Here is a 20372-nt window from a genome sequence, read left to right on the forward strand (position 1 = left end):
TGCTTAACCTCAGATTTCTACGTAGGGAGTGCCGTCAGCGTCGAGACCGCACAGGGTGCCGACCAGCAGCCGTGCCGTGCCGCCTTCGGGCGTCTGGGTGAGGGAGACGGTCTCGTCATCGACCGCGTAAACCGGCTTGTCGAAGTCGGCCCAGGTGGGAGCCACATCGAACGGCAGCGCCCATGTGCCCTTGCGGCAGCGCACCGTGCCGCCGCCATAGAAGGCATCGGTGCCCGGCGCGCCTGCCGTATTGATCTGCTGGTGCTGGGCAATGCCCAGAATGCCGACCATGGGCGAAGGGGGTGCCGCAGCACCTGCCTGCACCAGCGTGCCGTCCTGGCACACGGCGGTGATTGACCCACGGAACACGCTGCAACCGGCCGCCACGGGCTGGGCGAACTCGACCGCAACAGGCCCCATCTTGTATTTGAGAACGCGATCAGCACTCAGCATCAGGCGGCTCCCTGCTTGCGGATCATGTCCTTCACCGCCTTGGGGTCATTGCCGAAGGCGGCGGACATGCTGTCCACCTCACCACCACCGGCATCAGGTTCCTGCGTGTGCAGGGTGGGCGTCTTGCCCATGCGGGGCAGCCCGGTGATCAGCTCCTGCGCCAGTTCGGGGCTGGTGGAATGCAGCGTGATGAACTTGTCGCGCATCGGCTGCGTGATCACGGCACCCTCGGCGGCCGCCCTGTTCATCAGGTCTTCCACGTCACGGCGCGACAGCTGCGCCGTCAGCGCCGCCACCTGTCCCTCCAGTGTGACGACCTGCGGCAGGGCGGAATGGGTGCTGGCCTCGATCCGTGCGCGCAGGCCGGTCACCAGTTCGGCAGCCGGGGCCGCAGCCTCCAGCCCGAGCACCTGGGCAACCTGCGTGTGCAGCGTGATATTCTCGCGTGCTGTGGCGAGTGCGCGATTGACATCGTCGGACGACGCGGTCGGAGACAGACCGAGCGCCTGACGGAGTTCTTCAGGCGTCATGCCCGGCTCCTGACTGTGAATGTGGGTAAGGGTGAGGTTTGGCGTGTTGGTGAGCGATGCGCGCACCAGCTGCGTCACGGTGCCATCCGGTCCGACCGTGAAAGCGGGCGACAGCCCCCGATAGGCCCGGTCCTGCATCAGGGCAGCGCCCAAGCGGTTCCAGTCCACGCGGCCCCAGATGCCGTCTGCGCGGCTCTGTAGCTCGACAATGTAGCCGGCGGCCGGAGCCGGGCCGCCCATCATCATCGCGCGGTCGGTGGCGTGGTTCTCATCCAGCGGCAGCTTGCCGTCAGCAGCCTGCATGCTGTGCAGGATCAGGGCTTTCGGGTCTGCCACATGATACGGCCCGCGCCCGTCAGTTCCCTTGAAGGTTCCGGCGGGCAGCAGGTGCAGCCATTCGGGTAGTTTGTCCTTGGCGTCTTCCGGCAGTGCGGTATGGCAATGGAGCAGTGTCATCCCCGGCACGATGCCGGATCAGGGCTGCCGGTTTCAGGGAGAACGATTTCCCCCTAACCGGCCGGGCGGGGCCTTCCCGATTTTTACGCCGCAGGAGGGCCGCAGGGTCATCATGCGCATGATCGGACGCGAGCGCGCCAAAAACGCCTGTGCCCCCCTCTTAAACCCTCTTACGGCCCTCTTAAAAATCAGCGGGGCCTTGCAGATGTCATCCGCGCATGGCGCGGGCGAGAAATGCCTCCAGTTCGCCCACGACCAGGTCGCGCTCCTTCGGCCCGAAACCAAGGTAGGGCCGTGCGGGTATCTTCACGCTGGCAAGGTGCCACAACCTGCCGCCCATCATGAACGACAGCTGGCCTGCCTCACGCGGCACGATGGTCGCCCCGCTCTGGTGGACCCCGGCATATTTCAGGTCAGAACCCACCCATGCCTCCTGATCTGTAGCCCCGCCACGGATCGAACTGGCCAGCCCGTAGCTGAAGCCACCCCGGCCGATCAGGATGGATGGCCCTTCCTTGTCCTGGGCATAGAGGGGGTTGAGCGGGGCGTAAGAGTCCCATTTGACGCCCTGTGGGTCTTCCCCGTTGCGGAAGCGGTCGCGCACAAGGTCAACCATGCCATCGGCCACGGCGGCAAGGATCGGCCCCGGCCTGCGACCGATGGCGGCAATGGCCGAGAGCGCGCCCTGCATGCGTTCGGAATCAAATTCGATGCTGAACATGGATGACATAGTGGAAATACTCGCTGGTCTGTCTTATAATGCCGATGCGACGCGCCGCGACACGGTGCTATTCTCCCAGCCGTAGGACCGCCCTTGTGGCGGGATCGCTATGGGGGGTTGTCGGGAGGCCCCTCCGGCGCGTCGTCTTCCAGATCAGCCAGACTGCCCTTGACGAACGTCAGCTTCGAGGCTGCGGCCCGTGCCTTGCCGGGTTCCGTGCGATGGAAGGATTGCAGCCAGATTTCCTTCCCGTCTCCCGTCACCTTGATCACTGCACGGTAAAGTCGCCCCGCCCATGAGAACATCATGAGGTGCCGCGTGCGACTGCGGGCAATGACGACCGGATGGGCCAGAACCTCTGGCACCGCACGGTAATCTGCCTCGGTCAGGTCGGGATGATTCCTGATCTGCTTTTCCATGGTGGCGCCAGACAGCAGCACGCTGCTGGTTGTGGTGCCCAGCTCCCTGCTAATTTCAGCAGATACCGTGCCCGCTTCCACCGTGCCGACCGGCTTGTGCAGCAGCTGCACGACATTGCGCTGCTGGACCTTCTGGCGCGCGACAGCCGCGATGGATGTGGTGGTGGCCGTGGTTTTTTCGGCCGGTGCAACCGGAGCACGGGCAGGTCGGTGCGCCGCTCCCGCATCCTGCGCGGGCGGCAGCACCGGGCCAAAGCGTTCGCCCGGCAGGCCCACCTGTGCCGCCTGCCCACGCGCCCATGCCTGTCCGGGGTTGTAGGCGAAGCCGGGGTCGATGCCTTTGGGCACGTCCACCACTTCGCCCGTCCGCCTGTTCCGCCAGGGCCGTGTCTCGACAGGCGGGGCTTCCGACACCGTCCAGCCGTTCTGGCGCAGCATCCGCTCGGACACCAGCCGCACGGTGCAGTGGCAGTGCCAGCCATTGGGCGGGAAATGCGTGTTCCACCACGGGTCATCCGCCCGCAGCACCTTGCCGCTCCACGCCACATGCTCTGCGCGCGGGTGCTGGCAGGCGTTATGCTCGTACATCCAGTACGGGAACATCTCGCGCGCTTCGGGCGTGGTCATGCGCCGGTAGCGCCCGGCGCTGTTCGCCATGGCGATGTTGGTGGAATAGATGATTTCCGACCGCCAGCCCGGCGTGCCGGTATGCTGCCAGCCGTAACGGGCCACGATGCCGTCAAAGTCCTGGCGGAAGTCCTTCAGCGTGGACCCGCCCGATATGGCCCTGTCCACTGCCTTGCGGAAATCCGCCAGCATCGCATCAGATGCCGCACCGGCCACGGTAAAGGCGCGGGCGTGGGTCTCCTGCCACAGCTCGTCCCACGTGGCGGATGGCACGTTGGTCTTCTGGCGGAAGTATTGCAGGGCCTCGCTGGGCGGCAGGGCTGCCGCCTGGGCGATGGTGTCAGCCATTATGCTGCCCGGCCTGGACCTGCTCCATCATGGCCGCATCGCCCGCAAGGTTCGCCACCAGCATGGCCTGTGCCATGGCATTGGCAAACTCGGCATGCGGCAGGTCCAGTTTTTCAAGCCGGGCGCGGAAGTCCGGCAGGTCATGGGCCTGCATCATGGCCTGACGCACCGGCTCGCTCATCTGGCCCAGTGCGCGGGCGGCATGCTGTGCCGTTGCATCCGTCATGATGCTGATGATGTCCGCCCCGCCATCCGCCTTCGCCACATGCTGGAGCACGCGGCCAAGCTGCGTGTGCAGGGTCAGCGTGGCGGACTGGGGCACGGCCGCCGGATCGGGCGGCGTGTGGATGGTCGCCCCCGGCGCATGGCCCGGCAAGGTCTCGGGCGGCTGGGTGCGCGCGGGCAGTTCGTGGGGTGGTGAGGCGACCGGCGGTGGCGCGATCACGCCGCCCACCACCTCATCACCCGGTTCCGGCTCGGACAGGTTCAGGCGCTGGCGCAGTTCGGTTGCCTTCGCCTTCAGTCCCTGCGGCCCCAGCCACTGCAATGCCTGCGTGACTTCCTGATTGCTGGCCTCATCCGGCCGGCCGATGGAAATGACGGGATAATTCTGCTGTGGCCCGAAGGTGTAGGCGACCATCGGCATGATGACCTGCTCGTTGCACGTCACCCCCAGCAGGGAGCAGTCCGCGCGCTCGATGTCATCTTGCACCATGCGATGGATCGCGCCCGAGGCATGGGCACCCGCCTTGCTGTCGGTCGTGCCGGTCTGGCCCAGCACCAGCTTGCTGATCTGTTCGTCCAGATAGCGCAGGCGCTGTTCATGCAGCTCGGCCGATCCGCTGAACTTCGGCTCGATGAACTCGATGCCCATGCCCACAGGAATGATGCATGCCAGGCCGCCCGCGATGTCGTTCACCGCGCTCCACAGCACATCCTTGTCTTCCTCGCTGGCGCCGGGTCCATACCGGCCCACGCGCATGGGCAGCCCATAGTTCTGCACGAAGATCGCCCAGTCACGCATGGTGAACATCTTGAACATGACCAGGAACGCCAGCGTGCGCATCAGGCCGGACTCAATGGTCAGGCCCGACCAGCTGGGGTGGCGATGGATCACGAATTTTTCCGCCGGGATATTGACCAGCCCGGCCAGCGGCGGCGCGTCCGATACCGCAGACGTGGCGGGCGGGCCTTCCAGCGAGCGCATGAGGATCTGTTCACCGTCGCGGTAATCGACCTCGAACCACTTGCGGGGCCTGAAATTCAGGGCGCGCGGGCGGTTGTTGCCCGGCTCCAGCTGCCAGTCGATTTCATGCACTGAAAAGCCGCTGGTGATGGCATCGAGCATGTCATACAGGCTGCGGGCAAGGATGCCCTTGCGCAGCCAGTCGCGCACGAACTGCCCGGCCGCCTTTTCGGCCGGGCTGTCACCGCCGTCATCAACCGTGATGGGGTTCTGGGCCACGACGCGCTTGCGGGTGTTCAGCACCGACAGCACATGGGGATCGCGGCGTTCCAGTTCCTTGGACAGGATCGCCCAGTAGTAGCTGTTCCCCTGATCAGCCTCGCGGATCATCATGCCCATGCGCGCCGGGTCCATGCCCGGCAGCATGGACAGCGGGGTAACGGCGGGGCGCATGCCCACGATATCGGCCGTGGCGACCGGGGTAGTCAGTGTCTTGGCGCGCAGGGGATTGCCCCACTGGTCGATCAGTCCGGCCATCAGGGCACATCCCCATACATCACGGCGGTACGGCAGGCGGCGACAATGTCGGCCACCGTGCGCCAGTCGTCTTCGCCCGCCACGCGGGCATCGGTCGCCTTTTCACACGCGACCACGATCTCGATCCGGTCGATCCTGTCCAGGCACAGGTCATCCTCCAGCCGCATGTTCGGCTGGACTGCCCTGCGGGGGATTGCGCCCACTTCCGCCACGATCCGCCGCACCTTGCGCGAAATGCGGCTCATGACCGGCGCGCGCCTTTTTTCTTCTTCCGGCGGCCGGTCTTTTTCTTGAACAGGATGCGCGGGTCTGCCGGATTTGGCTGGGGGTAGTGCGCAGGTTCACGCCTAACCATGGACAGCATCAAGCCGTAGTGCCGCGCACTCATGCTCTGAATGATGCCGAAGATCATGACTGCGCCGCCTTGAGGCACACCCGGTCCGCATCACGCATGCCCATGTAATCGCCCACCACACGGTGCGTGACCGGCGTATCGGTATGCGCGTCCAGTTCGGTCCTGAGCGCCGTCTGATCGGCCGCTGAGTAGGTCTTGAGCGGCAGGCAGACCGGACGCACGGGCGGCGTGGCGCAGCCGGACAGGCACAGCACGGCGGCAGCGGTCAGGGCCAGCGCCAGCAGGGCTGCGGCAATGCGCGGGCCACGCGGTGGCTCGGGGGCCTGCGGGCAGCTTACGTCACGGTGGAACAGGTCCGTGACGGAGCGTAGGGAAAGCCAGTTCATCACAGGCCCCCCGCTGCCAGGCGCGCATCAATGGCGGCATCGGTTGCCGGAGCATCAGCCTCGGCCTGCGCCATGGCGGTTTCCGTCCTGGTCACGGCATTGGCCTCAGCCACCTGCGTGCTGTCATCCTTGGCGGTCTGCGCCTTGGCCGACAGGCGGCTGACATAGTAGGCACCGCCCAGCAGGCCACCAAAAACAAGCACGGTTGCAATCGGGATGATGTAATCCATCAGTATAGTTTTCCTCTGATACCAAAATTGTCGGGGTTGATGCCGGAGCGCTCGGCCGCGATTTCCTGTTCAATCGACCAGCCGCCCGCACTGGACGGCGCGCCACCGGCTGAAAGGGATGTGTCAGCCGAGCGGTATTCGTAGATTTCCGGGTCGGACCTGCTGGCGGCATAGGCCAGCGCACCGGCTATGGCGGCATCGCCATGGCGTTTCGCGCCGCCCTTCTGGGTGACACGCTGTTCCGGCACGCGGATCACGCCGCGCACGATCTTCAGAGACCGGATATCGTCCTGCACGCCGCTATCGGCTGGCACGGTGATGTTGCCATCCTCGAACGCCGCCTTGAACGGCGGCATGTTGTCCCGATACCAGGCTTCGGACAGCATGACCGCCTCGATCCGGCTGCCGTATTTCTGGACGGTTACTTCGGCCAGCCACTGGCCATTGCCGCGCGCATCCAGCTTGCCCGCACGGAAGCAGGGCAGCCGGTCAATGATGTACCAGAGGATCTGGCGCTGCTGGTCGAACGGGATGTTGTGCAGTTCGACAATGAACGGCGTGCGGCGCAGCAGGGAGCGTTCAATGGCAAGTGGCCAGATCACGCTAAGGTCGCCATTGCGGGCAAAGTCCTGCCCCAGCGCATGGGGAGCCTTCGGGTCCAGTTCTTCCAGCAACGGCAGCAGTTCGGTTTCACAGAACCGCAGTGCCTCGCTTTTACGCACATGCTCGTCCAGCAGTGTGAATTCCGTCGTCTGCGCCCAGCGGACAACCGGAGTGCCCCGAACCTGCCGCGCCTCGATCAGCGCCAGCGGGATCGCGCTGCCGGTGCTGGGTGATGGAATGCAGAACAGTTCCTCGTCCGCCGCATCGCCATAGGCATCAATGATTTCCTGACGCCATGTCGCTTCTTTCGCGGCGGTCCATTCCTCGCCCTTGCGTTCGCATATCTTGCGGTAAAGGCCAGCCTTCAGCGCATCGTCGAACGTGACGCGCAGCAGCTTGTATGGCTTGCGCCCGGCGCGGATGTCCTGCACCAGCTTGTTGAACGGGTTGGTGTCGCCATCATGCGTGCTGATGACCAGGACGCGGCCACCCCACATCAGCAGGGCCAGCGCCGCTTTCAGCAGTTCTTCCAGATCATCGTGGAAGGCCGCTTCATCAATGATGACCAGCCCCTGCATGCCGCGCAGGGCGCGCGGGACGGACGGCAGGGCCAGTATCTTGAACCCGGATGCCAGATCAATGCGGAAGACTTTGCAGTCCTTGTCCGGGTTGTCAGGATCGCGGAATACGCTTTCCTGAACCGTGGCGACAATACCGTCGATCTGTTTCAGGTGTTCGGCGCAGTAATCAATGAACTCCCGCGCCATTTCCAGATTATAGCCGACATAGAACACGTCCATGCCGCCAGCATCCGCGCCTGCTGCCGCCGTAAGGGCCGCGCGATAGGATGCTGCCCAGGAGTAACCGATACGGCGCGATTTTTCGGCAACCGTGACGGCCTCGATAGCCGTGGTGGCCATCAGTTCCGTCTGGTAGGACAGGAACAGGGCGGAGAATTCCTCCTTGTTCATTTCTTGACCCCGAACATCCCGGCGGATAGCGCTGCGACCTGTTCAGCCGTCAGGCCCTGTTTTTTGCCTTCACGACGGATGTTGGTTTCGGCCTCGCGGCGCAGGCGCGCTTCCGTGCGTTCCTCGATCTGCGCCACGAAATCGGCGTCCGTCTTGCTCGCCTTGGTCAGGTGATCCAGCGCCTTTGACAGCAGCATCAGCCCTTCCGGGTTGCCCTGAAGGGCTGCCAGACCATCGGAATTGATCTTTCCGTCTTCATCCTCGCCCGCCATGAACAGGTCGAGAATGGCCGTGTGCATCATCTCCACGTTCGCGCGCAGCATACGCGATACCGATGCATCACCCATCTGACGCGCCAGCGCCTCGGCCACCATGCGCGAACGGCGGGCCTTCTGCCCCAGCTTGTCCAGCTTCTGGCAGTGACGGCCCATTGCCGACCGGCTGAAATCCTTGCCGTAGCCTTCCCGCAGGAGGGCAAGGATTTCATCAATCGTCATGCCGTGCGCGCGGGCTTTCGCGATTTCCTCGCGGATTTCCTCGTCTTCGCGCTCGATGGATGAAGGGCGCGCCATCGGTCAGAACATCAGCCCATGGGCAACGCCCGCAATCTTTTGCAGGCCATCTGCCGCGCGGACACCGGCATCGGTCAGGTGGGCGAGCCACATATCGGTGCTGGGCGTGCGGGGCATCTTCTCGATGCGCACGCATCCGGCGTGCTCAAGGAATGCGAGGTCCGCGCGCATGGTGTCGAAATCGGTGGCGCGACCGGATGCCACGACGACGCGCAGCAGCACTTCCTCGTTCAGCATGCGGTTTCCCATCTCGTTGATGGATTTCAGGACACGCAGGCGGCGGTCTTCAATAATGGCGGCAGCGGCGCTCATGATTACTTCCCGGTGGCGGACGCGATTGTTCCGCGAATGATTGTGTGGAGCAGTTCGTTATTGTTCTTGCCGTCCTTGCGTATCTCGCTCAGTTCGGCGTGGATGCTGGTCATGCTGGCGCGGATCACGTTCACGTCCGACGCCAGCCCCTCATGCTTCACCGCCAGTGCCTCGTGCCGGATGACCAGACTGTCATGCCGGGCGGCAAGGTTGCGCTGGCGGCTGACCAGGAGGGCAAAGCCCAGCACGATGATGACCCCGACCAGCGCCAGACAGAGCAGCATCAGCGGCGACATGACCGGCGCGGCCGGGGTCATCATCAGCACGGTCAGGCGGTCGCGGCTGCGGGGGTTGCAGTCGCGGCGGAAGCCGTGGCCGTGGTGCTGTCCGGCGTGACATAGATGCCCGCCAGATCGGCAATCGCCGCCTGCACGTGGGTCACCACGCTATCCTCGGTCGGAACCGTGAAGCCGAGGTTGCGCAGCATGGACACGGTGCCTGCAATGGCTTCCTGCGCCAGCGGGTTGGCCGCATCCCACGTGTCGAACAGGGACTGAAGGTGGGTCACACCCCCATCCACCTTGGTCAGGGCGGATTTCACGGCCGTCTGGGCCGTGGCGTTGTAGGTGGCAAGGGTGCCACCGGTTGCCGTTGCAATAACGGTCCCCACCAGCGGGAACACGGTCGCAAGAAGGCTTTTCCAGTTGACTGCCATCAGGCTCTCTCTGGTTGTGGCGCTGCGTCCTCGCCATGATGAAAACGGCCATGCGCGCCCGCATGACCGTATGGGTCATGCGGCGGCCGGAGCCACTGCATCGATCAGGGCAAGGGCGGCGCTGGTGCGCCACTCAAGGCGTCTGAGCCAGCCCGCGCCAAACGCGTCAAAACCTTCAAAAGAGCGATAGGCTGTCTCTTGCAGGGTATTGAGCCTGCGCACGATGGCGCGGGCAGCGTTGGCCTCGCTGCTGTGCGGGGGGAACGTCAGTTCCTTCTCCAGCGCATCCAGCGTGACGGGGCCGATATCGCCATCCACCTGCCTGCCGGTCAGGCCGATGGCCTGCTGCAACAGCCAGATGGAACGGCCGTTGCCGCTGTTGAAACCGAAGTCGAACACCATCTGGTCCACGCCTGCGGGCAGGGCCGCGCAGTCCATGGCGTTCCAGTAATAGGCGCGGGCAATCGCGGCAAAGGTGGGCACGTCAATGGCCTGCATCACGGCCCTGGTCACCCGCGCGGGGTTGCCGCCCAGCCAGCGCACCATTGTGGGCGCGGAAATGCCGCGCATGGTGCCTACGAGAAAGCCGTGGCCGACTGCACCGCCGGTCCAGTTGCCCCCGTCATCCCGTAGGCACTGGTACAGACCCTCCTGTCCAGCGGTTCCGTTTATGATTGTGTGGAAGTTGGTCTGCATGTCCGCAACATTAAGCGGACGGGAAACAGCATTTCAGGGAGAAGGATTTCCCCCTAACGCGCTTCAGAACATGGAGAGCTGGCTGGGGTCGTTGCGCCGGGTCCGCGTGCGTGGCTGCGGTGCCGGGTCATCATGCGTGGCCATGATCTGGACCACGCGCCTGCGCGACACACCGGCGCGGCGTGCGCTGTCATCAAGGGACAGGCCCATCTGGCGGTAGCGCCGCACGCGCCAGTGGCGGCAGACGGGCACATCGTAATACGTGCCGCCGTGCTGTTCCTGTAGGGCTGTGGCCACTTCGGGGCCGAATGTCTGCTCCAGCCTGCTGCCTGCCGTCTTGCATGGTACGCTCAGGCGTGACCCACCCGCAGTCTCTATGAACTGGAGCGCCGCGTCTTCGCCTATGGCGGCGACAAGCCAGTCGATCTGTGCGGGTGGGTGAATGGTCATTTCACGTCTTTACCATATTTTTCCAGCAGGGCGGTAATATCGCGCATGAGATTACCTTCGCTGGCCGCGACCATTTGGTCCTGAATACGCGCGGCATCCTCGCTACTGGTGGCATGCCGCCCGGCAATGACGGCCTGGCGGACCATAGACCGGATTTTATCGCGCAGCGGTGTCAGGTCGTCAGTAATCATCAACATTTTCCTCGGTGTCCGTGGGATAGAAAATCCTTTTTACGAACAGACAGGCACAGATAGTGCCCGCAATCTCGAGAATATCGGTTTTGAAGCAATACCCGATCCCGAACAGGACAAGTTCTATGATGGCAAACGCCACGGCTTTCTGAATGGTCACGGCATGTCTTTCCAAAAATAAAGGCCACTAATGCGCTAAACATTGGTGGCCTTTGACTTCAGCCCCCGAGCGCTCAAAAGCGGCACGGGACACGTATAGGGCAAGGTTGCCCTGCACGTACAGGAGAACATGCAGAAACAAAAAACCGCCCCGGATAGGGGCGGTTTCTGTAGTGGCCGCATGTGAGGTTAATAGAACGCCCGCAAGCCGAATAGGAGAACCATCGCAATGATGCTCACCAATACTGCGCACATCATCAGCGTAAAATTGCGACTGAGAAGCGCACATACTGTGAAAGTCACTGCAACGGTTGATATCGACGCGGGCAGCCAAGGATGTAGCTTCATCATTTCAAACCTTTCTCAAGGCGCGATTTCCAGCGCTTCAGTCCTTCAATCACCTTCCGTCCCTGCACGCCGTCCAGGAATTCGGGTGCGGTGATGCCAGCGGGATGGTCTGCCGTCATGGTCTGGCGCTGGACGTAGGCGCGCAGGGCTTCACGGGTGCCCCCGCTGGTCAGCATCGGGGCCATGTCCTTCCAGATGGCATAGATCATGCGCACATGCGGCTTGTCGCTGCTGGACAGGCTGCCTTTCTTCGGCTTCCAGCCCAGCGTGCGGAAATGGGCCAGAACCTTCTCCAGCGCGGGTGTGGTGGCGTCCTTCGCGCTGGTGTGGCCGGTGATGCGGTGCAGGATGTCGCGGTATGCTTCATCCGGCAGCGCCAGTTCCTTGCGGGCGATGTGCAGCTTGGCGTAGATCGCGCCGCGTGCCGGGTTGGCCCTGCGGGCCTGTGTGGTGGTCATGTCGCTTTTCCTGTGCCGAGGATGTGCATCTTGCAGTCGTATCGGGCGTGCCCACGCCTGATGCAGGCGGCATAGCCGGGGTTATCGAAATCGGGGTCGCGGGGCAGGCCGAAATACAGCAGCCCCGCGAACGAAAGGACCAGAAGGGCAAGCATGCCGACCATGGCCCACACATCTCTCATAGTGCCGAGAATTGCAGGCTGATCGCGCGCCATTCCTTGTCGCGGCTCTCACGCTCGTAAAAGCGCAGGTAGGACCGTGACCCGGCGATGCGGATACTGTCGGCAATGGCGTCGCAGGCATCGGGCCATTTGGAATGGGGAATATCCACCTTCCGCAGCTTTTGCAGGTGATCCACATTGATTTTTCCGGTCTTTTCATCCCGGTTGAATGCATTGTTCAGCAAATCACGCACCCATGGCTCAAGCTGATCTGTCAGGTCGTTCAGCACCTCGCTGACCAGCGCCTGTGCCGCGACCACCGCCCCGTCCACCGCGCGGTAATCCGTCACGCTGAATTCCACCTTCATCAGGTCGTCGAACGACACGATGTTGAAGCCGCCCCGCTTTCCGGTCGGGTTGGCGTTATACAGCGCGAGCATGGACCGGACGTAGAGATCGGCATCAGCCATGAACTGCCGCTTCTGTTCGGCAATCAGGTCACGCAGGGCGCGTGCCCCTTCAACCATCTTCACCGTAATATCGTTCTGAAGCAGGCAGCGCACCTGCACATGCTGGCGCATGCTTTCGGTCCCGATCACGTTGCGCACCGTCCCTTCACGGGACGGCTGGTACACGTCCTGTCCTGCGTCCAGGGCGGCGGCGATGCGTGTGGTGGCGTTCATGAGCGGGTTCCTTTCGGGGATTTCATCGGCCAGCGGCGCAGGCTGGCGTTGCGGGTGAGGACTGTGGCGGTGAAGTGCATGAGCGCGGAGAATGCTTCGTGGTCGCTGGTGGCTTCGGGAATACCGGGCACCAACAGACGTTTGCCTTTGCGGGAATGACGGGCGAGGACTTCCACCACGCCCCGGATCACGCCGGGCTTGCCGTAGGCGATGGGCAGTGTGCCGTTGGGGAAATGGAGACCATCGGCAAAGCCGATGATCCCGTTCCTGTCGCAATGTGCGGTGCAGGTCATATCAGTGGACTCCCGGCGCATGGGGCCGGCAGGCAGTGGCGCATGAAGCCGTTGCGAGCATCAGGGCATATGCCGCCGCGCGGATCGTCTGATAGTTGGCCTCATGCACCTGCATGGTATTCGCTGCATTGACAGCACTTGTCAGGGCTTCATGGATCGCATCCAACAGATCGTTTGGTCCCTTTCCAACCCATTTTTCCTGTTCCGTGGTAATGAATTCGATGGCTGTAGCCGCAGTCGTGGCAAGGGCTGGGGCAGTAACAACCATTCCCCCGCTCATGCCCCGATCTCCCGGCATTCGCCTTCGACCACCACGCTGCCCAGGTGCGGCAGGTGCCCGGCAAGGGCTGCGGTGCCGATGGCTCCGTCGATCTCGATGCACCGGCGCATGAGCCAGTCGCCCAGGTCATGCAGTTCGGCTGCGGTCAGGGTGCGGTCGCCCGTGGTTTCCTTCATGCGGATCGCTGTTTCCCGCATGCTGCAGGTGTTGTGGCGAAGCTGTGCAAGTGGTGTCTGGTGCATCTATCGGCCCTCCAGGCCAGAGAGAATTTGCCGCACACGCATATGCGGCGGCAGGGATCGGAAGAACGCCACAACGATTTTCTGACGATCGCCCGCGCCGCGCTGTGCTGGGGTATCCAAGGAATCAGCGATGGAAGGTGCACACGCGCCCGAAAGGTCGCGCGCCGTGGAGCGCAGCCACAGGATCAGGTCTTCCAGCAGTGGATCGAAGCGATCCGGGTGGTCAAACGGAGTGCCTGCCGTGACTTCGTGCAGGGCGTCCATGACGACGACAGGAGCAATGACCGGATCAATGCACCGGACGCGCGCCGGGAACTGGGGGTTCAGGCAGACGCTCATGATGCCGCGCCTTCGTTGACGGCTGCGCGGGCTTCGTCGTCGCCATCTACCAAGGCATCGAATTGCGCCGCCGTTAAAGAGCGTCCCTCAAGTTTGGCATCTTGAAGGAAGCGCCAGCGAATGCGTTCATAGCGCTGCCGCCATGCAGCAACCTGCACCTCCATTTCATCCCTGAAGACAAGCTGCCAGATGCGCTGCTCTCCGCTTTCGTTGGTAGTAATTTTGATGCCGTGGTCGCTCGCATTTCCGGTAAAAACAACCGGCTGGCCCATCGCCATGAGTATGCGCATCAGCATGGCGGCCGGTTCCTCGCCAGTCGCCTCGGACGCAATTTCATAGCCAAGGGCCGCGCAGGCATCTTCGATATGCTCCGCCGTAATGGTGGCCGGGAGCCAGTATCCGACTAGGACGCCACTATTGTCTGACATTTTCAGCCTCCCACGCGCCGGAACTTCGGCAGTTCGCCGGTCATGTGTTCCGCCCAGGCGCGCTTCATGTCGTCGGTAGTGATGTGATCGTTGCCGCTGATGCGGGCCATGCGCATGGCGTTGCGCAGCACCTTGCTCATGGAGCGCAGGCCGCCGGGCTTCTGCGCGATGCCCTTGGCTGCGATCTTCACGTCATCATCCTGAATGTTCCATTCCGCGATGATGGCGCACATGTCGCGCTCCAGCGGACGCTGGATGTAGCGACGCAGGCCGATGCGGCTGAAGAGCTGCGCATGTTCCTTGCTGCGGCCCAGCCCGTCGATCTTGTCGTTCAGCGGGGCATTGCCCGCGATCACGACGCCGATTTCCGCCAGATCGTGCAGGGAGCGGATTTCCTCCAGCGCCTGAATGCTCAGGTGATGGGCCTCGTCCACGATCAGTAGGCCGCCGGTATCGGTCAGGCGTTCGATGATGGCTTCATCCAGACCATTCCCGCGTTCACGCAGGCCCAGTTCCTTGGCGATGCGCGTCAGGATCGCGGTGGGGGAGCGCATGGCCGGACGGCCCGTGACCAGCCAGACGTTGTTGTTCTGGCGGGCATAGGCTTTCAGCGCCACGGTCTTGCCCACACCGGCATCGCCCGCGATCATGGCCATGTCCGGCCCGAACTTCGCACCATCCAGCATGGCGAAGATACGCGACGCGGTGGCCGTCATGATGAACCCCGGAATGATCGGGGTCATCTCCCGCTCTTTTTCCTTGGTCGCCAAGGATTTCAGCCACTTTTCCATGACCTCATCAATGCGGGCGTTATTGCCCGCATAGGTGTTGTTCAGCCAGGCGCTGTAGGTGGTGTAGGCAATGCCTGTGGCATCAGATACCTGCCGGTTCGACAGGCCCTGCTTTTCCTGTGCCAGGCGCGCGCGGTTGCGCAGGCTGCTGGCGTCAGGCATGGGGGTAGCGTTCGTGGTTTCTTTAACCATCGTTCCGTGTTCTTTTCTGTTGTGTCAGTCGGTTAATTCTTGCGGACGGTCAGTAATCGTCCGGGTCAACAAGGCGTAGGCCGGGTCGCTGGGCACGTTCCATTTCCATGGCTCGCACCAGATAGTCGTCTTCTTCTTCATCCGGCTGGATGGCGATGGCGGCATTACCGGACGTGGCGGCAGCAGGGCGGAACGGGCGCACCACCTTGGCCTCCATGGGCGTTTCTTCCGCCGCATCGGGATCGGGGGCGTAAATGTCCTGCAATTCCGCGATGGACATGCGGTTCTGCGCCTTTTCCATATCCTTCTGCGCCTTGATCCACGCCTTGCGTGCCCGGTTGTGGGACTGGGCAGCCCCCTTGTCGGCGAAGCCTGCCGCAGCAAGGCACGGCGCTTCACACACGAAGGTGCCGTCCAGGCGGTAAACGAACACCGATCCCTGCAATGCCTGCGGGTCAAACCGCACCACAAGTTGCTGCCCGCGCAACGCGGTCAGTTCTTCCGCCCAGAAGCGGTTGCCTTCCAGCTTGAATTCACCCGTGGTCTTGTCCGCGCGGATCGCTTCCGCCGCCAGCAGCCACAGCCGACGCTGTTCCGGCGTGGCCTTGGTGATGGGAGCGGTGGCATAAGATGCTTCGAAAGCCTGTTTGAAGCTGAGTTTTCCGCCGCATACCTTGCTGCGCCGCCCTATACGCTCGTTGTGCTCCTGAATGCCTTCCGCCACTACCTTGATGAACAACTCCAGTGGCACGGACCGGCTGCCGTAGTTCTCTGGCTTGTTCATCGGGTTATTCCCGGCATACGCTCCCTCGAACAGCGGATGCTTGGCCAGCCCCTGCGCCAGATCGCGCCACGCACGCTCGATCGGCTTTGACTGCCCGCTATAGGGATTAACAAACCGCACATCCACGCCAAGCTGGGGCATGATGCCCTGCGGTTCATCATCCCGAAGCTTGAAGCGGTAGCGGTTTTCGACCCCGCCGGTCAGCCACTTGCTAGCGAAGGCGCGCCCGTTATCCAGATAGCATTTATGGGGGATACCATAGCGTTCCACCATGTCACCAAACGCCAGACGAACCATCTCCTTGTTTTCGGAAATATCCAGACGCCATGACAGGATCATGCCGGTAAACAGATCCTGAAAGGCCACTAAAACGGGCCTTACAGGCTTCTGAATGCCCGGATAATCAACGAACACGTCAAAGACATGACCATCGACATTTACCGCCTCCATGGCATGGAAGATGGAGCGGTCACGCTCCTGCGCGGGGAACATGCGGTGCAGGGCATCGTTACCTTCCCGGCACAGGGTCAGCAGCGCCGGTCCCAGCGCGTCCATGCGCCGCTTGAGCGTCTTTGCTGATGGCAACTTCCATCCCTCCTTTTTGGCTTGTCCCTGCAAGCGCCGGTAGCAGTCATTGAAGGTCGGACCAGACAGGCGCAGGTAATCGGCTTTCAGGATTTCCCATGCCTCACGCGGACACTCCGCGCGCGACTTGGCCGTGGCGTAATGCGGTGCCAGGGCGGCCAGCCAGTCGCACCGGTTCAGCCCGCGCACATCCCGATACCAGTTGTATATCGTGGTCGTGCCCACGCCGCGCAGCGCTGCAATCTGTATGATCGCGTAATTCTTGCGCACGCCATGTTGGATCAGCGTCTCCACCGCATCCAGTATCTGGTATGCCCGGCGGGCTTCCTCCTTTCTGTTCTCCGGCATGGCGTCAAAGCGCCACCACAGGTCTTCACGTTCACGCCGGGCGCGGTCTTCATCCGGCTTCTGTGCTGCCTCGGCAGCCTGCATCCGCATGACCAGGGCAGCCTGTGCAGGGAGCGGAAGGGAATACATGGTGAATTCGTATCCGCCCCCCCGGCCATTACGCTCACGCCATGTCTGACCCTTAAGTTCAGGGTTCATCCAGCCTTCTGCGTTGCACCTTTCGCGCATGTTTCGTTCGGTGGCAGGCAAAGTGGGGAGCGCCATAGCCGCCAGTTCGGTTAGCGAAAACCAGTGCTGCTGTGCAGTAACCGCCATCACCAGTCACCCCCACGCATAGCCTGACGGCGCAGGGCATTTTCACGACGTGCCAGCTCTTTCTTGTGCTCACTAACCGCGGCAAGCTCGATCATAGGCAGGTAGCGGCGCTCGATCACAGCCCAGCCGAGCGGCTCCGCCATGAACTCCAGCAGCCTGCGGTCCCGCGTAACAGATAGAAGGGCATCGAATCTCGGCACGCTGATCTGATGCCCTTCACGCTGCACGCTGGCGTACGCATTGATCATGTTTATCGACACCGGCTTTTCCAGCAGGTCGGACATCGCCGCCGCAATCTGCTCACGCGACCGCCCGCAGGTGTCCAGCGAGACGGAAATGGCGCGCGACAGGCGCGATGTGAACTGGTTGGCGCGGATCAGGCGCGGGTCAAACCGCACCACCGGATTGGGCGGAACCCAGTCCAGCAGGGAAAGCTGTTCAGGTGCATTCCGGGTCATGCCGCTGCCCTTTCTTCTGCCTGATAGCCGGGAAGATGTGGCGCGAAGAACTCAATGATCTGCTTGCGCTCCGCAGGGGATGCCTTGCGCCAGATGGCAGCCGTCTTTTCCAGTGCACCTGGCGGCGTAGGCTTCGGGCGACCAGCAAGCTGGCGCACGATCTCGGACACCTTCCGCACGCCCGGCCATTGGGCCACGAAATCCGCGATCTGGCGCTGCATGTCCGGCTCCTGCTTGGCCAGTTCATCAAGCTGTGCGCCGCTATCGGCCAGCCAGGTGCCCGTGATTTTTTCGCGGACATCCGGCATGATGTGAGTGTAACGGGCAATGGACCGGCGGATGGTGCTGGCATCAATGCCCAGCTTTTCACCCGTGCTTTTAGTGAAGGAAGGGATCAAGTGTGCAAGGTTGCACTCTTGATCTGACTTCCGGTCGCCACCGTGCTTCGTTTCCGGGTGCAGTTCCTCATAAACCGCCTTGCGTTCGGCCAGAAACGTAGCCTTGTCCAACGGGCTCAACTCCCGGCGGCACAGGTTTTCGTCAATTTCCAGCAGCTTCGCTTCCAGATCGGAAGCCTTCACGATGATGGCAGCGGCATGGTCGATGCCCGCCAGCTTCATCGCAGCCAGACGGTGGCCGCCAGAAATCAGCGCATACTTGCCAGACCGGCCAAGCTTGCGGACCTCAATGGGTGCTCGCTGGCCGTTCTCCTGCATGGAAGCGGCAATCAGCGCTGCCCAGTCTGGGTCAACCGCCCGCAGGCGCTCGCCAACCTCGATATCGGCTACAGGGATTTGTTCGATGTTCATGCCGCCACTCCGTTTTGACGGTGCGCGTCATGCGGCAGGGCGGTAGGTGTCCTGATAACGGTCATGGAAACAGGAGACCCGTCATGATGATAGCGACCCGGCCAGATGTTCTGCGGCTCACGCCCCAGCACCTTGGCAATCTCGCGTTCAATCGGAACCGAATATCCCACGGTTCCGATGGTTTTGCTCACGGCACGGCTATCGCGGCCAATCATGGTGGAGAACTTCGCAAGCGAGCCGTATCGCTTCCGAAGCTCCGCCTTGATGTCCTCGGCGTGCATTCCTCTAGGCTTCTGTGCCATATATATAGCTCCTGAGATTCGGGGCGGTGCCAGCCGCCCTTTTCTTCAACCCCGTTTCAGCGACTTTACGCCGCTGTTGTTCGTCGCGAGGTGTGCCGTGAGAATATCTAATCCGCAGTGCAGGGCAAGCGCAAAAGTGCGCATCCGACTTCTTATCTGTGGAAATCATGTTGATAAGTGCGGTTACGCATTAGTATGACTGAAGAAATCTCAGGGAAAGACGTTCGGAAGCGTGACATCCAAGTTCCGGACCCGAACTTGGATGCGATCCATCTCGTGGAGCGCCTACGCAGTGCCATCAAAAGTGCTGGTGGGAATAAGCACGTATCCGCACTATCTGGCGTTCCTAACGGCTCGATTAATCACTATCTCACGGGCCGATCTATGTCGGCAGAAGCCGCATCCCGCATAGCCCGTGCATGTGGGGTATCCCTAGACTGGCTTCTTCTCGGTGATGAAGTCTCGCATGCGCGTTCAGAAGTGAGTATCTGCGGTCTAGAACCATCAGATGATTTGACTCACATCGACTATTATAATGTCGCCGCGTCCGCAGGCTTTGGCCTGTGCGCTGATGAGGCGGAAAAGCCCGAGAAAGTCGCTATTTCTAAGCGTTTCTTGCGGCAGGACTTGGGGCTTGAGCCCAACCGCGCCATCATGCTGGAAACCCGTGGCGACAGCATGGAGCCCGCCCTACGGGCTGGGGACCTCCTCGTGGTCGATACCCGCCAGCAGCATATCCTTGATGGCGTCCATGTCCTGGTCGTAAACGGCGGTCTGCTCGTCAAGCGCGTGTCAGCCGAACCAGACGGCAAGGTCCGCATAGCCTCGGATAACCCGCTTTATCCGCCATTTTTCACGGATATATCCCGCGTGCGCTGGGGGAAACCCGATGGCGACAACACAATCACCGTAATCGGCCGCGTAGCCTACAGACTGCAGGCGATGTCGTGATTGAATCATATAAAAATTGCTCTACTTTGGAGAAAGAAGATATGAATAATGCAATTTTATCTGAAGGAAATATCTATATTGACAAAAGCCTTATAAAGATTGGAGAAAGCACTTTTTCTGTATCATCAATTGGAAGTATATCTATTAAAAAGGAAAAAACTGGTCTATTTAATTTCTTGGCATTTATGGTGGCAGCAATAAGCTTAGCTTTGATAGCATCCTCTGCTTATGCTGCTATCGCTTTTTTTGTGGTTTCATGCTTTATAATTGGAAAGTTAGGGTTAGATAAATACATAATAATTGTAAAAAATTCATCTGGCGATCAGCCTTTGCTGACTGTTAAGAAAAAAGACCAGGCTGACCGGATAAAACAGGCAGTGGAAGAGGCGCTTCGCCTGCGCAGCTAGAGGATAAGCTCGACCTCTTGATTGAAGCCAGCGTCATCAGCGTCTGTGGGCGTTATCGTGGCGATCTTAACGTGGCTTCAGGGCTTCCATCACTAGCGCCCTAAGAGGCCATTAAGATTGTTCAGAGCGCGCCGCCATCTGAACATGCCACGGTTCCAAAGGGTATGTCCCATATGCCTGAAACGCCATTTGCTTCCAGACATTTCCAAATGGCGATTTCATCTTGTGGATAACTCTCCACCAGACTAGCCTGCGCCTAGAGAAACCGGTATTTCTCGATC

At 61.7% G+C, this 20372-nt stretch carries 33 protein-coding genes; 2 read left to right on the top strand and 31 right to left on the bottom strand.

What is annotated here, in order from left to right; all coding sequences use genetic code 11:
- Positions 1 to 9: 9 nt before the first annotated feature.
- The 31 genes from QEG70_RS02475 to QEG70_RS02625 all read right to left on the bottom strand — a co-directional run bounded on the left by QEG70_RS02475 (position 10) and on the right by QEG70_RS02625 (position 18733).
- Complete coding sequence (locus tag QEG70_RS02475; RefSeq protein WP_308719196.1) at positions 10 to 453, bottom strand: hypothetical protein; 444 nt, start codon at positions 451 to 453, stop codon at positions 10 to 12.
- Positions 453 to 1439 (bottom strand): phage protease, encoded by a 987-nt coding sequence (locus tag QEG70_RS02480; RefSeq protein WP_308719197.1) that lies wholly within the window; start codon positions 1437 to 1439, stop codon positions 453 to 455. The genes QEG70_RS02475 and QEG70_RS02480 overlap by 1 nt, the downstream gene beginning before the upstream one ends.
- Before the next feature lie 208 nt (positions 1440 to 1647).
- Positions 1648 to 2169 (bottom strand): phage virion morphogenesis protein, encoded by a 522-nt coding sequence (locus tag QEG70_RS02485; protein WP_308719198.1) that lies wholly within the window; start codon positions 2167 to 2169, stop codon positions 1648 to 1650.
- Between the two features lie 98 nt (positions 2170 to 2267).
- Entirely contained in the window at positions 2268 to 3554 is a 1287-nt protein-coding gene (locus QEG70_RS02490; RefSeq protein WP_308719199.1) for a phage head morphogenesis protein, read from the bottom strand.
- On the bottom strand, positions 3547 to 5277 hold the full coding sequence (locus QEG70_RS02495; protein ID WP_308719200.1) for a DUF935 domain-containing protein: 1731 nt from the start codon (positions 5275 to 5277) through the stop codon (positions 3547 to 3549). Before QEG70_RS02495 ends, QEG70_RS02490 begins: the two co-directional genes overlap by 8 nt.
- Positions 5277 to 5522: an acyl carrier protein gene (locus QEG70_RS02500; RefSeq protein WP_308719201.1), complete on the bottom strand. Its 246-nt coding sequence runs from the start codon at positions 5520 to 5522 to the stop codon at positions 5277 to 5279. Before QEG70_RS02500 ends, QEG70_RS02495 begins: the two co-directional genes overlap by 1 nt.
- Positions 5519 to 5689 (bottom strand): hypothetical protein, encoded by a 171-nt coding sequence (locus QEG70_RS02505; protein WP_308719202.1) that lies wholly within the window; start codon positions 5687 to 5689, stop codon positions 5519 to 5521. The genes QEG70_RS02500 and QEG70_RS02505 overlap by 4 nt, the downstream gene beginning before the upstream one ends.
- Positions 5686 to 6018, bottom strand: coding sequence for a hypothetical protein (locus QEG70_RS02510; RefSeq protein WP_308719203.1), 333 nt, complete (start codon positions 6016 to 6018; stop codon positions 5686 to 5688). Before QEG70_RS02510 ends, QEG70_RS02505 begins: the two co-directional genes overlap by 4 nt.
- Positions 6018 to 6248 carry a hypothetical protein gene (locus QEG70_RS02515; RefSeq protein WP_308719204.1) on the bottom strand — a complete coding sequence of 77 codons (231 nt, stop codon included), beginning with the start codon at positions 6246 to 6248 and terminating at the stop codon, positions 6018 to 6020. The genes QEG70_RS02510 and QEG70_RS02515 overlap by 1 nt, the downstream gene beginning before the upstream one ends.
- Entirely contained in the window at positions 6248 to 7822 is a 1575-nt protein-coding gene (locus QEG70_RS02520; RefSeq protein WP_308719205.1) for a hypothetical protein, read from the bottom strand. The genes QEG70_RS02515 and QEG70_RS02520 overlap by 1 nt, the downstream gene beginning before the upstream one ends.
- On the bottom strand, positions 7819 to 8394 hold the full coding sequence (locus QEG70_RS02525) for a phage protein Gp27 family protein (RefSeq protein WP_308719206.1): 576 nt from the start codon (positions 8392 to 8394) through the stop codon (positions 7819 to 7821). Before QEG70_RS02525 ends, QEG70_RS02520 begins: the two co-directional genes overlap by 4 nt.
- Before the next feature lie 3 nt (positions 8395 to 8397).
- A complete protein-coding gene (locus QEG70_RS02530; protein ID WP_308719207.1) occupies positions 8398 to 8706 on the bottom strand; it encodes a hypothetical protein in 309 nt (102 codons plus the stop codon).
- 2 nt (positions 8707 to 8708) lie between these two features.
- Positions 8709 to 9026 carry a hypothetical protein gene (locus QEG70_RS02535; protein WP_308719208.1) on the bottom strand — a complete coding sequence of 106 codons (318 nt, stop codon included), beginning with the start codon at positions 9024 to 9026 and terminating at the stop codon, positions 8709 to 8711.
- A gap of 8 nt (positions 9027 to 9034) precedes the next feature.
- The gene (locus QEG70_RS02540; protein WP_308719209.1) at positions 9035 to 9421 is read right to left on the bottom strand and encodes a hypothetical protein; all 387 of its coding nucleotides are present in this window, start codon (positions 9419 to 9421) and stop codon (positions 9035 to 9037) included.
- 75 nt (positions 9422 to 9496) lie between these two features.
- Entirely contained in the window at positions 9497 to 10117 is a 621-nt protein-coding gene (locus QEG70_RS02545) for a glycosyl hydrolase 108 family protein (protein ID WP_308719210.1), read from the bottom strand.
- 63 nt (positions 10118 to 10180) lie between these two features.
- On the bottom strand, positions 10181 to 10567 hold the full coding sequence (locus QEG70_RS02550) for a hypothetical protein (RefSeq protein WP_308719211.1): 387 nt from the start codon (positions 10565 to 10567) through the stop codon (positions 10181 to 10183).
- Positions 10564 to 10758: a hypothetical protein gene (locus QEG70_RS02555; RefSeq protein WP_308719212.1), complete on the bottom strand. Its 195-nt coding sequence runs from the start codon at positions 10756 to 10758 to the stop codon at positions 10564 to 10566. Before QEG70_RS02555 ends, QEG70_RS02550 begins: the two co-directional genes overlap by 4 nt.
- Complete coding sequence (locus tag QEG70_RS02560) at positions 10748 to 10918, bottom strand: hypothetical protein (RefSeq protein ID WP_308719213.1); 171 nt, start codon at positions 10916 to 10918, stop codon at positions 10748 to 10750. The genes QEG70_RS02555 and QEG70_RS02560 overlap by 11 nt, the downstream gene beginning before the upstream one ends.
- A gap of 346 nt (positions 10919 to 11264) precedes the next feature.
- On the bottom strand, positions 11265 to 11723 hold the full coding sequence (locus tag QEG70_RS02565; RefSeq protein WP_308719214.1) for a regulatory protein GemA: 459 nt from the start codon (positions 11721 to 11723) through the stop codon (positions 11265 to 11267).
- Complete coding sequence (locus QEG70_RS02570) at positions 11720 to 11905, bottom strand: hypothetical protein (RefSeq protein ID WP_308719215.1); 186 nt, start codon at positions 11903 to 11905, stop codon at positions 11720 to 11722. The genes QEG70_RS02565 and QEG70_RS02570 overlap by 4 nt, the downstream gene beginning before the upstream one ends.
- Positions 11902 to 12567, bottom strand: a complete 666-nt coding sequence (locus tag QEG70_RS02575; protein ID WP_308719216.1) for a DUF3164 family protein — start codon at positions 12565 to 12567, stop codon at positions 11902 to 11904. Before QEG70_RS02575 ends, QEG70_RS02570 begins: the two co-directional genes overlap by 4 nt.
- Entirely contained in the window at positions 12564 to 12860 is a 297-nt protein-coding gene (locus QEG70_RS02580) for a host nuclease inhibitor protein (RefSeq protein WP_308719217.1), read from the bottom strand. Before QEG70_RS02580 ends, QEG70_RS02575 begins: the two co-directional genes overlap by 4 nt.
- 1 nt (position 12861) lies before the next feature.
- Positions 12862 to 13140, bottom strand: a complete 279-nt coding sequence (locus QEG70_RS02585; RefSeq protein ID WP_308719218.1) for a hypothetical protein — start codon at positions 13138 to 13140, stop codon at positions 12862 to 12864.
- Positions 13137 to 13382 carry a hypothetical protein gene (locus QEG70_RS02590; protein ID WP_308719219.1) on the bottom strand — a complete coding sequence of 82 codons (246 nt, stop codon included), beginning with the start codon at positions 13380 to 13382 and terminating at the stop codon, positions 13137 to 13139. The genes QEG70_RS02585 and QEG70_RS02590 overlap by 4 nt, the downstream gene beginning before the upstream one ends.
- Positions 13383 to 13721, bottom strand: a complete 339-nt coding sequence (locus QEG70_RS02595; RefSeq protein ID WP_308719220.1) for a hypothetical protein — start codon at positions 13719 to 13721, stop codon at positions 13383 to 13385. It lies immediately after the preceding gene.
- Positions 13718 to 14149 carry a hypothetical protein gene (locus tag QEG70_RS02600; protein ID WP_308719221.1) on the bottom strand — a complete coding sequence of 144 codons (432 nt, stop codon included), beginning with the start codon at positions 14147 to 14149 and terminating at the stop codon, positions 13718 to 13720. Before QEG70_RS02600 ends, QEG70_RS02595 begins: the two co-directional genes overlap by 4 nt.
- A gap of 2 nt (positions 14150 to 14151) precedes the next feature.
- The gene (locus QEG70_RS02605; RefSeq protein ID WP_308719222.1) at positions 14152 to 15102 is read right to left on the bottom strand and encodes an AAA family ATPase; all 951 of its coding nucleotides are present in this window, start codon (positions 15100 to 15102) and stop codon (positions 14152 to 14154) included.
- A 79-nt stretch (positions 15103 to 15181) separates the two neighbouring features.
- Complete coding sequence (locus tag QEG70_RS02610) at positions 15182 to 17164, bottom strand: transposase domain-containing protein (protein WP_308719223.1); 1983 nt, start codon at positions 17162 to 17164, stop codon at positions 15182 to 15184.
- Positions 17164 to 17622, bottom strand: coding sequence for a hypothetical protein (locus tag QEG70_RS02615; RefSeq protein ID WP_308719224.1), 459 nt, complete (start codon positions 17620 to 17622; stop codon positions 17164 to 17166). The genes QEG70_RS02610 and QEG70_RS02615 overlap by 1 nt, the downstream gene beginning before the upstream one ends.
- Complete coding sequence (locus QEG70_RS02620; RefSeq protein WP_308719226.1) at positions 17619 to 18431, bottom strand: ParB N-terminal domain-containing protein; 813 nt, start codon at positions 18429 to 18431, stop codon at positions 17619 to 17621. The genes QEG70_RS02615 and QEG70_RS02620 overlap by 4 nt, the downstream gene beginning before the upstream one ends.
- Positions 18428 to 18733, bottom strand: a complete 306-nt coding sequence (locus QEG70_RS02625) for a helix-turn-helix domain-containing protein (RefSeq protein WP_308719227.1) — start codon at positions 18731 to 18733, stop codon at positions 18428 to 18430. The genes QEG70_RS02620 and QEG70_RS02625 overlap by 4 nt, the downstream gene beginning before the upstream one ends.
- A gap of 195 nt (positions 18734 to 18928) precedes the next feature.
- On the opposite strand from QEG70_RS02625, the gene QEG70_RS02630 reads away from it, so the two are divergent.
- A complete protein-coding gene (locus tag QEG70_RS02630; RefSeq protein WP_308719228.1) occupies positions 18929 to 19684 on the top strand; it encodes a LexA family transcriptional regulator in 756 nt (251 codons plus the stop codon).
- The gene (locus QEG70_RS02635) at positions 19681 to 20091 is read left to right on the top strand and encodes a DUF6232 family protein (RefSeq protein WP_308719229.1); all 411 of its coding nucleotides are present in this window, start codon (positions 19681 to 19683) and stop codon (positions 20089 to 20091) included. Before QEG70_RS02630 ends, QEG70_RS02635 begins: the two co-directional genes overlap by 4 nt.
- The last annotated feature ends 281 nt before the right edge of the window (positions 20092 to 20372 follow it).

The sequence above is a fragment of the Komagataeibacter xylinus genome, from assembly GCF_031081985.1.
In the GTDB taxonomy this organism is placed as follows: Bacteria; Pseudomonadota; Alphaproteobacteria; order Acetobacterales; family Acetobacteraceae; genus Komagataeibacter; species Komagataeibacter xylinus_E.